At 41.0% G+C, this 14,484-nt stretch carries 14 protein-coding genes and 1 rRNA gene; 6 read left to right on the plus strand and 9 right to left on the minus strand.

Features of this window, described 5'->3' with window-relative positions; genetic code table 11:
- Window positions 1–66 precede the first annotated feature (66 nt).
- Both rrf and LDO73_RS00335 read left to right on the plus strand, forming a co-directional pair.
- Window positions 67–182 (plus strand): 5S ribosomal RNA (rrf, locus tag LDO73_RS00330).
- A 287-nt stretch (window positions 183–469) separates the two neighbouring features.
- Window positions 470–895: a hypothetical protein gene (locus LDO73_RS00335; RefSeq protein WP_224059691.1), complete on the plus strand. Its 426-nt coding sequence runs from the start codon at window positions 470–472 to the stop codon at window positions 893–895.
- 111 nt (window positions 896–1,006) lie between these two features.
- Here LDO73_RS00335 and LDO73_RS00340 read toward each other — a convergent pair whose 3' ends face one another.
- The 7 genes from LDO73_RS00340 to acs form a co-directional block, all read right to left on the minus strand.
- A complete protein-coding gene (locus LDO73_RS00340; RefSeq protein ID WP_224059692.1) occupies window positions 1,007–2,401 on the minus strand; it encodes a 3-deoxy-7-phosphoheptulonate synthase class II in 1,395 nt (464 codons plus the stop codon).
- A 230-nt stretch (window positions 2,402–2,631) separates the two neighbouring features.
- On the minus strand, window positions 2,632–3,039 hold the full coding sequence (locus tag LDO73_RS00345; RefSeq protein ID WP_006814017.1) for a cupin domain-containing protein: 408 nt from the start codon (window positions 3,037–3,039) through the stop codon (window positions 2,632–2,634).
- 32 nt (window positions 3,040–3,071) lie between these two features.
- Window positions 3,072–3,599, minus strand: coding sequence for a prephenate dehydratase domain-containing protein (locus LDO73_RS00350; protein ID WP_224059693.1), 528 nt, complete (start codon window positions 3,597–3,599; stop codon window positions 3,072–3,074).
- A gap of 22 nt (window positions 3,600–3,621) precedes the next feature.
- Window positions 3,622–4,320 carry an RraA family protein gene (locus LDO73_RS00355; RefSeq protein ID WP_224059694.1) on the minus strand — a complete coding sequence of 233 codons (699 nt, stop codon included), beginning with the start codon at window positions 4,318–4,320 and terminating at the stop codon, window positions 3,622–3,624.
- A gap of 381 nt (window positions 4,321–4,701) precedes the next feature.
- Window positions 4,702–6,351: a cation/acetate symporter ActP gene (actP, locus tag LDO73_RS00360; RefSeq protein ID WP_224059695.1), complete on the minus strand. Its 1,650-nt coding sequence runs from the start codon at window positions 6,349–6,351 to the stop codon at window positions 4,702–4,704.
- Entirely contained in the window at window positions 6,348–6,659 is a 312-nt protein-coding gene (locus LDO73_RS00365) for a DUF485 domain-containing protein (RefSeq protein WP_006657420.1), read from the minus strand. Before LDO73_RS00365 ends, actP begins: the two co-directional genes overlap by 4 nt.
- 204 nt (window positions 6,660–6,863) lie before the next feature.
- Window positions 6,864–8,819: an acetate--CoA ligase gene (acs, locus tag LDO73_RS00370; RefSeq protein ID WP_224059696.1), complete on the minus strand. Its 1,956-nt coding sequence runs from the start codon at window positions 8,817–8,819 to the stop codon at window positions 6,864–6,866.
- 397 nt (window positions 8,820–9,216) lie between these two features.
- Here acs and sodA point away from each other — a divergent pair, with 397 nt between their 5' ends.
- The 3 genes from sodA (at window position 9,217) to LDO73_RS00385 (ending at window position 11,608) form a co-directional block, all read left to right on the plus strand.
- Complete coding sequence (sodA, locus tag LDO73_RS00375) at window positions 9,217–9,843, plus strand: superoxide dismutase [Mn] (RefSeq protein ID WP_224059697.1); 627 nt, start codon at window positions 9,217–9,219, stop codon at window positions 9,841–9,843.
- A 100-nt stretch (window positions 9,844–9,943) separates the two neighbouring features.
- Window positions 9,944–10,666: a 6-hydroxyaminopurine reductase gene (gene yiiM / locus LDO73_RS00380; protein ID WP_423810863.1), complete on the plus strand. Its 723-nt coding sequence runs from the start codon at window positions 9,944–9,946 to the stop codon at window positions 10,664–10,666.
- Between the two features lie 36 nt (window positions 10,667–10,702).
- Window positions 10,703–11,608, plus strand: a complete 906-nt coding sequence (locus LDO73_RS00385; RefSeq protein ID WP_224059698.1) for a LysR substrate-binding domain-containing protein — start codon at window positions 10,703–10,705, stop codon at window positions 11,606–11,608.
- A 31-nt stretch (window positions 11,609–11,639) separates the two neighbouring features.
- On the opposite strand, the gene LDO73_RS00390 is transcribed toward LDO73_RS00385, so the two are convergent.
- Window positions 11,640–12,518 carry a pirin family protein gene (locus LDO73_RS00390; protein WP_224059699.1) on the minus strand — a complete coding sequence of 293 codons (879 nt, stop codon included), beginning with the start codon at window positions 12,516–12,518 and terminating at the stop codon, window positions 11,640–11,642.
- Between the two features lie 283 nt (window positions 12,519–12,801).
- Between LDO73_RS00390 and LDO73_RS00395 the strand changes: the two genes are divergently transcribed.
- Window positions 12,802–13,347, plus strand: coding sequence for a toxin-antitoxin system YwqK family antitoxin (locus tag LDO73_RS00395; RefSeq protein ID WP_224059700.1), 546 nt, complete (start codon window positions 12,802–12,804; stop codon window positions 13,345–13,347).
- A 78-nt stretch (window positions 13,348–13,425) separates the two neighbouring features.
- On the opposite strand, the gene trpS is transcribed toward LDO73_RS00395, so the two are convergent.
- Window positions 13,426–14,469 carry a tryptophan--tRNA ligase gene (trpS, locus tag LDO73_RS00400; RefSeq protein WP_224059701.1) on the minus strand — a complete coding sequence of 348 codons (1,044 nt, stop codon included), beginning with the start codon at window positions 14,467–14,469 and terminating at the stop codon, window positions 13,426–13,428.
- Window positions 14,470–14,484: the final 15 nt, after the last annotated feature.

The raw sequence follows: 14,484 nt of genomic DNA on the forward strand, positions 1-14,484 counted from the left end.
CAGCAGCTTGTTCAGGATTGATATTCTGGTTTAAGAAAAAACTTAAACGGGAATAAACAGAATTTGTCTGGCGGCAATAGCGCGGTGGTCCCACCTGACCCCATGCCGAACTCAGTAGTGAAACGCCGTAGCGCCGATGGTAGTGTGGGGTCTCCCCATGTGAGAGTAGGGAACTGCCAGACATTAAATTAGCCGAGAAGCCACCCATTGGGTGGCTTTTTTGCGTTTAAAGATCACTGAAATAATACTAATCATTGTTTACCCGCCATAGCTTTTAGTACCCTCCCTAACCTTATAAGCACCACGTTTATAGATAAGAATACGATCAAATGTAAAAACAATAGATTAATTTTGTTAAATTGATGTTTAATTGTATTGATAATATACTATTAAAAATGGTTATTTTTATCTAATCAAGTCATTGTGTAGCTAAAAGGATGGATTTATGTTCATCCAATAGGTGGATAAAATGAAAAATAAGAATAGTGAAATTTTTGAGCAGATTATTTCTGTTAATAAACAGCAAGAAAATGAATTTAATAATGGTCAGGATGGTGCGCTAATCCTTTCCTTGTTAGTGATATTTTTAATTCCGCTTTCTCTGTTTGTGATGATGAAAAATTATTTAGGAATGGATAATAGTCTTATCGCTACGATTGGAGCTGTTGTATTAAGTTTATTAGTTGCTATCGCTTTATATCGATCGTTGAAAATTGGTACGCGATTTATTGAAAAACGTTCTATGTTAGAGAAGCTACTATCTCAATATAGTCCGAATGATAAAAATGAATTTAAAAAATTACAGTTTGAAAGCCAGCGTGAGCCAAGTTTACTTTATAAACTCGTTGATGAGTGGGTACAAACCGAAAAGATGTTGGCTGTTACGGTTAAATGAAGTATTAACTCATTTTTATGATAAAAATCTCCCTATACGACAGGGAGATTTTTTGTATGAGTTATTTGTTGATATGGTAAAGAGTGTAGATCGTCGTTTTAGTCCGTGTTATTACCAGTTTTGACCAAGAAAATAAGCTAACTCAAGTGACTGCATTCTATTTAGTCTAGGATCACACAATGTTTGATACTTATAAGAGATATCGTTGGTATTGATTTCTTGAAGCCCACCTGTACACTCAGTGACATCTTTTCCTGTCATCTCTAAATGTAGCCCACCGGGGTGTATTCCTGCATTTTTTAATACACTGATAAATTGTAAAACTTCATTTTTCATATCTGAAAAATGCCTTGTTTTATATCCGCTATTTGTACCCTTTGTATTCCCATGCATTGGATCAATCATCCAAATTACGGGAGCTCCGTGATTTTTTACGGACGCGATTAAGTTAGGTAATGAATCCAGAATATTATTAACCCCCATTCTGATAATCAAAATTATTTTTCCTAATTCATTGTTAGGGTTTAATTTATTAATCAGTTCTATAAGGGTTTCTGAACTCATTTTAGGGCCACATTTAATACCAATAGGATTCTCTATACCTCTTAAGTATTCAATATGTGCTTGATTGATATCTCTCGTTCTCTCACCCACCCAGACCATATGAGCTGAACAGTTATACCATTTTTGGTCGCTGGAATCCTGCCGTGTCATTGATTCTTCATATGGAAGTAATAATGCTTCATGGCTGATATACATAGATTTTGAGGCATTATCTTTGTTAGAAAGATAGCTAGAGGTTCGATAAAGCTCTTCTAAAAAATGTATATAGTGAGACTGTTCAGTTGACCCAGGATAAATTTTTATATTGCAGCGATATGAGTACTCGGGGGAATCAGATGAGTTCACTGCTCTAATTAAATTCAGCGTTGCAGATGAATGGTAATATGCATTCAACATTCTATGGGGATCAGGTGTTCGACTCGCATCAGTAAAGTCTAGTCCATTAATAATCTCACCTCGGTAGCTAGGTAGGTCGACCCCATCCTGGGTTTCAAATGGGTTACTACGAGGTTTCGCATATTGTCCTGCAATTCGGCCAATATTGATAATAGGTAGTTTAATTGATTGATGTATTAATCCAGACATCTGACCAAAAGTATAAATGAGATCTTTGATTACTGTGGATTTGCAACTATCAAAGGATTCTGCACAATCACCTCCTTGTAATATAAATGCTTTACCTTCTGTGGCGAGGGAAAGTACATTTTTAAAATGTCTAATTTCCGAAGCGAGTACGAGGGGCGGATAGCTTTTTAGACGAGTTTGATAATATTGCAAAGCACACTGATCAGGATATTCTGGGTTTTGCTCAATGGGAAAATCTTTCCATGAAGATGGAGACCATGAAGTTAACGAGTTTTTCTTAAAGAAAGGATAGCCTTCAGTGTTAAAAATATCGTCATGTTTTCCCGTAATGACGTCATAATCGAAAGAATGTAACATATCCACTCCTTAACTATGAAACTAGGCATATCTTGGTATTTCTAGCGTTTCATAGTTACTATTTGAAATAGAGCATTAGGTCAAAAAAGACAATAACATCCTATAAAGATACTAAATGCATCTTTAATGGTTTAATTATCTCAATATATTTAAGGCAAGTAGCTGCCCTATATGGGCAATAATGCTGCTTTAAATTCAGATGAAAAATAATCTTAAGATATTAATACCGCCTAGGAACAGTCAGCTTTCTTCTGGGAAGTGTTAAGGTAGGTTTCAATAGATCCATTTTGTCTTGCCAGATAGTCTTCTCTGATAGGCGTATACACATCGATAACTTCTGATGGCTCAAGTGCTTCAGCATCATGGGTTGCCCAAGAGGGAATGATAAAAGAGTCACCAGCATGTAAATACACAGTTCTTCCATCAACCGTTAAACGTAATGAGCCTTTTAAGATAGTTGTTGCAGTCTCATGTTCATGCACATGTTCAGGAATGATTGCATGTGGTTTAAATGTCCAAAATGCCATGGTAAAGCCAGTGCCATGGATAAACTTTGCTTGTATTTTACTTTCTTCACCTTCACTACGGTTCAGATCCATATCGTAGGAGGTCATTTCATTCGATAAAAATAGACTCATGATGCACCCTTATTTTTGGATGAAAGATATGATTAGTTGATTTTTGTATGAATAGAGAATCCCATAGGTACGGGACCAAAATCATGCAAGATAGTTAAGTGATTACTTTCGGCAGCTTTAAGCGTTGTAATGCAGGCATCCACCGTGCCTTTTGCACACTGTAATGCAGATTCACTATTTGAATTAAATAAAATAGACTCTATGCTGGGATTTAAATGATGTATTTCAGAAATTAAATCTTTAGGTGCAGGATGCGAACCTACGGATTTAATTTTCTTAAAATCATTGAATCGACTAGCAAATAACATATTATGTGTATCCATTACAAAACAATCTGTTAATTTTAATAAATTTAAATTTTTAAAAACAATATTATGTAAATAAGGATAAACAATACAACCGAGTAAAATACAGTCTGTATCTTTTTTTATTTTTTCTACTGCATCTTCCAAAGTTTCATGAAGTATGACATTTCCATGAAGTTTTTTTTGCTCTAACCAATAATGGGCGGCTTTTTCACAATTTGTATCTTTAGGTCCTAATGTATGGATGTTAAACATAATATTATTACCTCTCGCTAATTTATATTCTTCCTGTTTCGTTGATTAACTCTGGCAATCGCTGTCCAGATTTTATTTTTGCTAACATTGTATTTTCAGTACTACTAATTGAAATTGCCTCATTAATTACTTGGTCTATTAAATTAAATGGGATAACGACAGAGCCATTTTCATCGGAAATAATTAAATCTCCAGTATGTATAATGTTATCTTCGATTCTACAGCTAGTGCCTGTTTCACTGACACAGTAAGCCCCCTGTGTATCTGACGGTATGATGTTACTTGCAATGACTGGGATGTCGAGCTCTCTAAGCTCACTGATATCTCTTACTGCTCCTCCTAGGATGATGGCATTAAATCCCAACTTTTGAAAATAGGTACAGCTCATTCCTCCTGCCAGTGCTGCATGCTTGAGTAAATCTCCTGCGCCAGCCACGTATACGAGCCCATCAGCAGAGTTCAGTTCAGGTACAAGAAACTGGCGTACTTGCTCCCAAGTTGAGGGCTGTTCATCCGTGATACTTTTCCCTTTTTTAACAAGCTTCCATTGAACAGTATAAGCCTGTCCTACAGTGTAATAATGAGTAATATTTAAAGATAATAACTGATGAGATAATACATCACCGGATTTAAGCCCATCTAATATATCAATAATGGTTGATGTGCTTATTTTAAGTGACTTTATTTTATCGATTACGGTTGAGTCTATTTTTTTAATCATGATTATCCATTTACCTTTAGTCTTAATGATTGGCAATTTAATTAATAGTTCTAATCCATAAAACTAGCAAGGTTAAAAATGCAATAATTTTTAATAGAATTGTATTAATGGTTATTTTTTTATGGAAAATAAATTTATATTTATATAAAAACAAAGTGTTAGTTATCTAATAATTTCATTGTTATATTTTATTTTTATTTTGATATAAGTAATTATTGTTCATTATGTTTTTATTATATAAGCTTAGTTTCAATTGCCTATCATTATTGTGTTTATTATAAATGAGGTAAATATTTTCTATAATATTAAATTAACTCATTGTTATTTTTTGGAAATAAAAAAACGACTCAAAGAGTCGTTTTTCAGGGGGAAAATATTAATTTAGTGGGATTTGCCTTGCTCTATACCAAGACCAATTTGAGAGCGAATAAACTGTTCTTTAAATCGAGATCTCTCCATCTTACCTTGCTCTGAATTATCCGTAACAGAGAATAGCCATGAAGCAACAAATGCCACAAGCATAGAGAAAATGGCTGGATATTCGTACGGGTAAATTGGTTTTTCATGATGCAGAATAGTCACCCAGATTGTTGGACCTAAGATCATGAGTACGACTGCGGTTATCAAGCCTAACCAACCACCTGCAAGAGCTCCCCGCGTGGTTAACTTGCTCCAATACATTGATAGCAAGATAATTGGGAAGTTACAGCTTGCTGCAATAGAGAAGGCCAAGCCCACCATGAAGGCAATATTTTGTTTCTCGAACAAAATCCCTAAGCCAATCGCTACAAAGCCGAGGATCACAACAGTAATTTTTGATACACGCAATTCATCACGTTCATCGGCTTTACCATTTTTAATCGCCATCGCATACAGGTCGTGGGAAACCGCAGATGCCCCCGCCAACGTTAAACCAGCAACAACCGCAAGAATGGTGGCGAAAGCAACTGCAGAGATAAACCCAAGGAAGAAGTTTCCACCCACGGCATCAGCAAGGTGTACCGCTGCCATGTTGGTACCACCGATTAAGGCACCAGCTGCATCTTTAAAGTCAGGGTTTGAGCTAACCAGAACGATAGCTCCGAAACCGATGATAAATGTCAGAATGTAGAAGTAACCGATAAATCCAGTTGCGTAGAACACACTTTTACGGGCTTCTTTTGCATCACTAACGGTGAAGAAGCGCATGATGATGTGAGGTAAACCTGCTGTACCGAACATCAAGGCTAGCCCAAGAGACAAGGCGGATATTGGGTCAGAAACCAGTCCTCCGGGGCTCATAATAGCGATACCATTCTTATGTACTTCAACGGCTTCTTTAAATAATGTATTGAAGTTGAAGCCGACATGTTTCATGACCATAACAGCCATGAAGGTTGCGCCTGCGAGTAACAAAATGGCTTTGATGATCTGTACCCATGTCGTTGCGAGCATCCCACCGAATAGAACATACAGCACCATCAATATCCCAACAATCACGACGGCAATGTGGTAGTTAAGCCCAAATAACAGCTCAATCAGCTTTCCTGCCCCAACCATCTGAGCGATTAGGTACAGAGCGACTACAACTAAAGAACCTACTGCTGAAAGAATGCGGATAGGTCTTTGTTGTAATCGATATGACGCCACGTCCGCAAAAGTATAGCGACCTAAATTTCGTAAGCGCTCAGCAATTAAGAACAGAATAATTGGCCAGCCAATTAAGAAACCGATGGAGTAGATAAGCCCATCATAGCCCGAAGTATAAACCAGTGCGGAGATCCCTAAGAATGAGGCGGCGGACATAAAGTCACCCGCAATCGCCATTCCATTTTGGAAACCTGTAATTTTTCCGCCGGCAGTATAATAATCAGAGCGAGAGCGAGTTCTCTTTGAAGCCCAGTAAGTGATATAGAGCGTAAAGCCCACAAACAGCAAGAACATCACGATTGCTTGAATATTGATTGGTTGACGCTCAACATTGCCTGTCAGGGCATCAGCGAACGCCATTGACGAGGTAAAAAACAGAATAAGTGAGAGCAAGACTTTCATTTTTCTACCTCTTTTAAGATTTCAGCGGTTAAGCGGTCAAATTCGCTATTAGCTCGAATGACATATAAACCCGTTAAGATAAATGAGATCACAATTAGCCCAACGCCCACAGGAATACCGCGGGTGATGTAGGAACCTTCAGCGATTGGGGTACCTAGCCAACTTGGATCAAACGCGATAAGAAAGATAAAACCAACATACAGAACTAACGTTATTGCAGATAACAACCATGAAAAGCGACTACGTTTTCTCACTAATTCTTGAAAGAGAGGGTTCGCCTCGACCTTTTCGTAAGCAGTAGCATTCATCAGAGTTCTCCTCTGTTATTGTATTATTGGCATACTCTGATAGCTCAAAGGCAGATTTTAGGGCGACACATGGCTACCCAAGGAATTAACTGGGTATTCGGTCAGACTCTATTTTCTGCTGATTGAGTGATGCTGAGTATTGATTTTAGGTCGCCCGTAGGCGACCTGTAGTGCCATGAGCTATCTACACAACTATTTATATAGCTACGAGATACTCATTGACTGTTTTTCTTCGAGCAGTTTTTCGACAACACCTGGATCTGCCAGTGTGGAAGTATCTCCAAAATTACTGGTATCACCTGATGCAATTTTTCGTAGGATACGGCGCATAATCTTACCGGAACGCGTTTTCGGTAAAGAATCAGTCCAATGTAAAACATCTGGCGTGGCAATCGGGCCAATTTCTTTACGAACCCAATTACGCACCTCTGTGTACAACTCTGGGGATGGCTCCTCGCCAGAAATCAAAGTGACATAGGCGTAGATTGCCTGCCCTTTGATGCTATGAGGAATACCCACGACGGCAGCTTCAGCAACTTTCGGATGTGAAACGAGGGCGGATTCAATTTCTGCAGTCCCTAAGCGGTGACCTGAAATATTCAGAACATCATCAACACGACCGGTTATCCAGTAATAGCCATCTTCATCACGACGCGCACCATCACCACTAAAGTACATGCCTTTAAAGGTAGAGAAATAGGTTTGTTCGAAACGTTCATGGTCACCAAATAGGGTACGAGCTTGACCCGGCCAAGAATCCACAATAACTAAATTACCTTCCGTTGCACCATCGATAGGCTCACCAAGGTTATCAACCAATGCAGGACGAACACCAAAGAAAGGTAATGTTGCTGAGCCAGGTTTTAACATTGTCGCACCCGGCAGCGGCGTGATCATGAAGCCACCAGTTTCTGTTTGCCACCATGTATCAACCACTGGGCAGCGGCTATTCCCCATTTTCTTGTAGAACCATTCCCACGCTTCTGGGTTGATTGGCTCACCGACCGACCCCAAAATACGTAGAGAATCGCGCTGGGTACCTTCAATCGCTTTATCACCTTCAGCCATCAGTGCACGAATAGCGGTTGGTGCGGTATACAGGATATTGACTTGGTGCTTATCAACGACTTGAGCCATACGGTTAACCGCTGGGTAGTTTGGCACACCTTCGAACATTAAGGTTTTTGCGCCATTAGATAACGGTCCATAAAGCAGGTAGCTGTGACCCGTTACCCAACCCACATCCGCCGTACACCAGTAGACTTCATTTTCATGATAATCAAAGGTGTATTTGAATGTCAGCGTTGCATAGACCAGATAACCGCCTGTGGTGTGGAGAACCCCTTTAGGTTTACCCGTGGAGCCGGAAGTGTAGAGAATAAACAGCGGATCTTCTGCATTGATCTCTTCCGGTGGGCAATCAGCGCTTACGCCTTGGATAACGTCGTGCCACCAAAGGTCACGGCCTTCAACCCAGCTTGGTGCATTACCTGTACGGCGATAAACAATCACATTCGTGACGGTAGTGACTTGTGGGTTTTGCAGTGCATCGTCCACGTTCTTTTTCAGTGGGATTGCGCGACCTGCTCGCAAGCCTTCATCGGAGGTGACGATAAGCTTGGCTTTACAGTCAATAACGCGCCCAGAGACAGCCTCAGGGGAGAATCCCGCAAAGATAACGGTATGGATAGCGCCGATACGCGCACATGCTAGCATCGCGACAGCGGCTTCAACCACCATTGGCATATAGATAGCGACGACATCCCCTTTGCGGATGCCTTGCTTCTTCAGAACGTTAGCGAACTGGCATACATCATGGTGCAGCTCACGGTAAGTAATATTTTTTGATTGGGTTGGGTCATCACCTTCCCAGATGATAGCGGTTTGGTCGCCACGAGTGGCTAGGTGACGGTCTAAACAGTTAGCGCTCAGGTTTAAGGTGCCATCTTCGAACCAGCGGATATTGACGTGTCCTGGGTCGAATGAGGTGTTCTTAACGCGAGTGTAAGGTTTAATCCAATCAACGATTTTCCCTTTTTCGCCCCAAAATCCTTCGGGGTCTTGAATCGAGCGTTGGTACTCATCGTTATACTGTTGTTCGTTTATCAGGGCATTTTTAGCAATATTAGCAGGAACGGAATGTTTAGTTATTTGTGTCATATTATTATCTCCTTGCAGATGTTAATAGTATGTCAAAAAACAGTTAACTGAAGTATGGATGGTTATTTTGTTTTTCTTTTGAGCGGAAGATCACGTATTAATAGTAATGGGATTTGCAGTATGATCATTTGATGCTAAATCCATGATTGAAATAAAAATTCAAAAATATAACTAACATTAGAATTAAAGAAAAACAAAGATGAACTATAGTGGTATTAGTTACTGAATAATCTATTGATGATAGTTGTTGGAAGAATCCACATAATTCACATGGATATGATAATGATTTTCATTAACACTAAAATAACTATAATGGGAGCGTGGTTAAAAACACGCAGTTACTGAAATCCTAATTCAGTCTGTGAGGTAGAAAGATAAGTCACTGGAGACAAACAATATGAGTTACACATTACCTGCTTTACCTTATGCTTACGATGCGCTGGAACCTCATTTTGATAAACAAACCATGGAAATCCATCACACCAAGCACCACCAAACCTACGTGAATAACACCAATACCGCTTTAGAAAAACTGCCTGAACTGGCGGGTTTAGATATTGATGTGTTAATCCAAAAACTAGACCAAATCCCTGCGGACCAACGTACTTTTGTACGTAACAACGCAGGTGGCCACTCAAACCATAGCCTGTTCTGGAAAGGGTTAAAATTAAATACTGAATTAAAAGGCGAATTGAAATCAGCGATTGAGCGTGATTTCGGTAGCGTTGATGAGTTTAAAGACCTGTTTGAAAAAGCCGCTGCGACACGCTTCGGTTCTGGTTGGGCATGGTTAGTCTTAAAAGATGATGGCAAGCTGGCCGTGGTTTCTACAGCAAACCAAGATAACCCATTAATGGGTGAAGCTATTTCTGGTACTTCAGGTTATCCGATCATTGGTTTAGATGTTTGGGAACACGCTTATTACCTGAAATTCCAAAACCGTCGCCCTGACTATATCAAAGCATTCTGGTCAGTTGTGAATTGGGATGAAGCAGCAAAACGTTTTGCAGAAAAAACCAAGTAATTTTTTTGCTAACTGATTTTTTGATAAGCGCGGTTCTTAGGAGCCGCGTTTTTTTGTTTTTGCCGCTTGTGTAACGTTGTTATCTCTATGGTCATTCTTTATGATGAAAACTCTTTCTGGTGGGGTTATCGGGAGCAAAACGGTGAAAATACATCCTCAAGTTTTTATTGGTACCATTCAAAGCACAGCCCATTGTGGCGTGAGTGCGATTCATAAGCGAGCCGTGGATGGGGTATTAACCTTAAATAGCTTAGGAATTGAAGGGGATGAACAAGCAGAAACGCGTTTTCATGGTGGGCCTGATAGAGCGCTGTGCCATTACCCGCAAGAGCATTATGAATTTTGGCGACAACGATACCCGCAATTAGAGGATTTATTCCTGCCTTCCGCTTTTGGTGAAAACCTGTCAACCCAAGGAATGACTGAAGAAAACGTCTTTATCGGTGATATTTATGCTTGGGGGGATGCACGCATTCAAGTCACTCAACCACGTTCCCCTTGCTATAAACTCAATGGGTTAACGGGGGTGGAAAATTTTGCTCAAGTGATGCAGGACGAAGGTCGCTGTGGTTGGTTATATCGAGTGATTAAAGGTGGTAGTGTCGGTGCGGATACCCCACTTAAACTATTGAGCCGTAATAGTGATATCTCGATGCAAGAGGCGATTATGATAGCCTTCCATGCGCCGTATGATGAAGAGTTGTACCGTCGATTATTGTCTGCGGCGGGGCTATCGGCGAGTTGGAGCCTGACGATGCAAAATCGGTTAGAGCATCATAAAATTGAAGAGTTTAGCCACCGCTTATTTGGTCGACGCGGCTGATGGTTTATCACAGTCATTAGGGTTGAGGAAAACAACATGCAGTACGATTTAAATGACCTCTATTATTTCGTTAAAGTCGTTGAACATGGTGGCTTTTCTCAAGCGGGTGCGGCGCTTGGGATCCCAAAATCAAAACTTAGTCGTCGTATTGCCGACTTAGAACAGAAACTGAATGTTTCATTGATTTATCGGTCAACCCGGCAATTTCATGTCACTGACATTGGGCAAGTTTTTTATCAGCAATGTAAAAATGTCGTGGAAGAAGCAGATATTGCCCATGAACTGATATGTTCAGTACAAACCCACCCCAAAGGCACCATTAAACTCTCTTGCCCTGTGACCTTACTGCAAGTGTATTTGCAGGATTTACTGATTGATTTTATGGAGAAATACCCTGATATCGACGTGCAAATTCTGGCAGTTAATCGCCCTGTCGATGTGATCAGCGAAGGGCTGGATTTGGCATTACGAGTACGTTCATTACCCCTTGATGATTCAGGGATGATGATGAAAGTGTTGGGGTATTCTCGGCGGATCTTAGTTGCAAATCCAAGCGTACTCAGTGAAAAAGGGGAACCATCAACCCCTGAACAGCTGGTGGATTATCCAGTTCTTGCCAATACGGAGCATTCACAGCGTTACACCCTATCTTTAAAAAACAGTGATGAGCTGAGTGTGACGGTGCATGTCACTCCCAAGCTAGCAACCACCGATATTTTAACGTTATACCGTGCTGCGGTTAGGGGGCTAGGAATTGCGCGTTTACCACAGGGAGTCGTTGAAAAAGAGTTAAAAAGTGGGGAGCTGGTGGAGGTGTTGCCACAATGGCAATTTCCAGAAGATATTATTCATGCAGTATACCCTTCGCGTAAAGGGTTGTTACCCGCAGTTCAGTTATTTCTAACTTATTTGGCAGAGAATATGGCGGCTGAGGAAAAATAGAGTCCCCTGAAAAATTCAGAGGACTTTATAGTTAGCTAGCATTCGGGATCCGGCCAAATTTACCGCTATTAAAATCATTCACGGCTTCGTTGATTTCTTGGCTAGTATTCATCACAAATGGGCCATATCCTACTACAGGCTCATCGATAGGATCCCCGCTGAGCAGTAGCGCTAAGGCTTCATCGGTAGTCGCTTCTAACAGCACATTGCTATCAGTAGCATCAAGGATCATCAACTCACCTTCATTCAATGCGGTATGGCCATCCACAAATAAGCTGCCTTTCAACATCACCAGTCCAACATTGCGACCGGTCTTAGTTGGCAATCCCACGACTTTTCCTTTATTCAGACGTAGATCCCAAACATCAAGGGCGGTAAATGTGCGAGCGGCACCTGTATTGCCTAGATAGTCTCCCGCAATGACCCGCAGTGTTCCCGCCTCATTCGGCAAGCTAATGGTTGGGATAGCATCGCGAGTCAGCAATTGGTAACCCGGTGCGGCTAGTTTATCTTTTGCGGGTAAGTTCACCCACAGTTGAACCATATCTAAGGTTCCGCCATTTTTCATAAAGTTATCAGACTGATATTCTTGATGAAGTATTCCTGATGCCGCTGTCATCCACTGTACATCACCGGGTCCGATAACGCCGCCTTCTCCGGTAGAGTCGTGGTGAGCCACTTCGCCGTCATACACGATAGTGACCGTTTCAAAGCCTTTATGTGGATGCTCACCAACTCCACGATTATCCCCTTCTGAAGCAGGGAAACTGTGTGGACCCGCTCTGTCCAACAGTAAGAATGGGTTCAGGTATTTCCCGTGGTTGCTATAACTAAACATCGAGCGAACAGGGAAACCATCACCAACCCAGTGGCTACGTGGGGATTGATAAATACCAATAATCTTTTTCATGGAGAGACTCCAAACTGGTTTTATTTATGAACTAATCATTTCGATAAACCAATAATAGAAGAGTCAAAGCAGGGTGAGTAGAGGCAAAAATAGGTTTGATTGTTCTGAAAATAGAACAATGAAACCATTGTGGAGTGAGTTAAATGTCGGTTTCTAGTATGCTTCGGATTAGCCAAAATCGGAGCGTTCCTCTTCATTTATTCATCTTAAACATGAACGATCAGGGATACTAAATTGGTATGATGTCTCCGAGTGAACCTGTGATTCCGTTAAAAGGATTGTTATGAAAACTATTAATATCGCCATGGTATTTTCTGTTGCCTTCATGTTGGCTGGTTGCCTTTCTCAACCAGTAACTCAGTATGACAACAATGGCATCCAGTTAGAAGAGTTTAAAGAGCTAGAAAGCTTGAGAATGCCAGAGCTGGACATTCCTGAAGGGGCACCGGATGGGGACTATATCGAACGTTATGGAAATGGTGCCATTCAGTTTAAATCGTGGGTGAAAAACAACTGCTTAGATAAGAGTATTACGGTTTATTATAAAAATGGTCAGCCGAAAATGTTTATCCCTATAAAAAATTGCAAAGTGGATGGCATCATTAAGTCTTACCACCCTAATGGGAATTTAGATACCGAGATGGGATATAGCAATGACCGACTCAACGGCGATTATAAATCCTACTACGACACACCAAAGAATAATCTGCATCTTAAAACGAGTTTTGTGAATGGAGTCGCGGAAGGTGTTCTTGAAGAGCGTGGGCAAGATGGCGAGCTATTAAAGCAGGGGCTGATTAAAGACGGTAAGTTGTACACTGCGAAGTAAGTGGACTACAGATAAAATAAAAGCCAATTAACCGTGAGAAAGTTAATTGGCTTTTTGCTATTGAATAGCGATGTAAGATTACAGCTGTGGACGTTTTACAAAGCCGATTGCATCGTAAACCTTGTCTAAGGTTTCTTGTGCGCGGGCTGCTGCTTTAGTTGCGCCTTCATCCATAATTTGGTTCAGCAGTGCTTCATTGTTGCGGAACTCATGGTAACGAGCTTGTAAGTTAGTCAGCATATCAGAAACTGCTTCAGCCACTGCACCTTTCAGATGGCCGTACATTTGGCCTTCAAACTCGGCTTCTAGCGTTTTCACGCTTTTGCCTGTTACGCCAGCAAGGATATCTAACAGGTTAGAAACACCTGCTTTATTTTCAATATCGTAGCAAATACGTGGTGGCTCTTCAGAGTCGGTCATTGCGCGTTTGATTTTCTTCACAACGGATTTCGGATCTTCCAACAGCGCAATCACGTTATTGCGGTTGTCATCAGATTTAGACATTTTCTTGGTTGGCTCTTGTAATGCCATCACGCGTGCGCCGCCATCAGTTGGGATAAATGGCTCTGGTACGGTGAAAATATCCCCGTAAATGGCATTGAAGCGCTGAGCAATATCGCGGCTCAGTTCAAGGTGCTGTTTCTGGTCAATTCCAACAGGAACTTGGTTAGTTTGATAAACCAGAATATCGGCAGCCATCAGAACTGGGTAGTCAAACAGACCCGCGTTGATGTTTTCTGAGTGGCGAGCAGATTTGTCTTTGAACTGGGTCATGCGGCTTAGTTCGCCGAAATAGGTGTAGCAGTTTAATGCCCAGCTCAGTTGTGCATGTTGTGGCACATGTGACTGAACAAAAATGGTGCTTTTCTTCGGATCAATACCGCAGGCTAAGTAGAGCGCTAATGTATCGAGGGTTCTTTTACGCAGTTCGGTTGGGTCTTGGCGAACAGTGATCGCGTGTTGGTCAACGATACAGTAGATGCAATCATAATCATCTTGCATCTTAACCCACTGACGTAACGCACCCATGTAGTTACCGATGGTTAATTCACCGGAAGGCTGTGCGCCGCTGAATACAATAGGTTTCTGGGGTTGTTTAGATTTCTCAGTGGGTGTGCTCATTTCTTTGTATGTCCT

Source organism: Providencia alcalifaciens, assembly GCF_915403165.1.
In the GTDB taxonomy this organism is placed as follows: Bacteria; Pseudomonadota; Gammaproteobacteria; order Enterobacterales; family Enterobacteriaceae; genus Providencia; species Providencia alcalifaciens_C.

Coding starts and splice junctions, on each gene's coding strand:
- LDO73_RS00335 (WP_224059691.1), top strand. CDS start 470: ATGAAAAATAAGAATAGTGAAATTTTTGAGCAGATTATTTCTGTTAAT.
- LDO73_RS00340 (WP_224059692.1), bottom strand. CDS start 2,401: ATGTTACATTCTTTCGATTATGACGTCATTACGGGAAAACATGACGAT.
- LDO73_RS00345 (WP_006814017.1), bottom strand. CDS start 3,039: ATGAGTCTATTTTTATCGAATGAAATGACCTCCTACGATATGGATCTG.
- LDO73_RS00350 (WP_224059693.1), bottom strand. CDS start 3,599: ATGTTTAACATCCATACATTAGGACCTAAAGATACAAATTGTGAAAAA.
- LDO73_RS00355 (WP_224059694.1), bottom strand. CDS start 4,320: ATGATTAAAAAAATAGACTCAACCGTAATCGATAAAATAAAGTCACTT.
- actP (WP_224059695.1), bottom strand. CDS start 6,351: ATGAAAGTCTTGCTCTCACTTATTCTGTTTTTTACCTCGTCAATGGCG.
- LDO73_RS00365 (WP_006657420.1), bottom strand. CDS start 6,659: ATGAATGCTACTGCTTACGAAAAGGTCGAGGCGAACCCTCTCTTTCAA.
- acs (WP_224059696.1), bottom strand. CDS start 8,819: ATGACACAAATAACTAAACATTCCGTTCCTGCTAATATTGCTAAAAAT.
- sodA (WP_224059697.1), top strand. CDS start 9,217: ATGAGTTACACATTACCTGCTTTACCTTATGCTTACGATGCGCTGGAA.
- yiiM (WP_423810863.1), top strand. CDS start 9,944: ATGATGAAAACTCTTTCTGGTGGGGTTATCGGGAGCAAAACGGTGAAA.
- LDO73_RS00385 (WP_224059698.1), top strand. CDS start 10,703: ATGCAGTACGATTTAAATGACCTCTATTATTTCGTTAAAGTCGTTGAA.
- LDO73_RS00390 (WP_224059699.1), bottom strand. CDS start 12,518: ATGAAAAAGATTATTGGTATTTATCAATCCCCACGTAGCCACTGGGTT.
- LDO73_RS00395 (WP_224059700.1), top strand. CDS start 12,802: ATGAAAACTATTAATATCGCCATGGTATTTTCTGTTGCCTTCATGTTG.
- trpS (WP_224059701.1), bottom strand. CDS start 14,469: ATGAGCACACCCACTGAGAAATCTAAACAACCCCAGAAACCTATTGTA.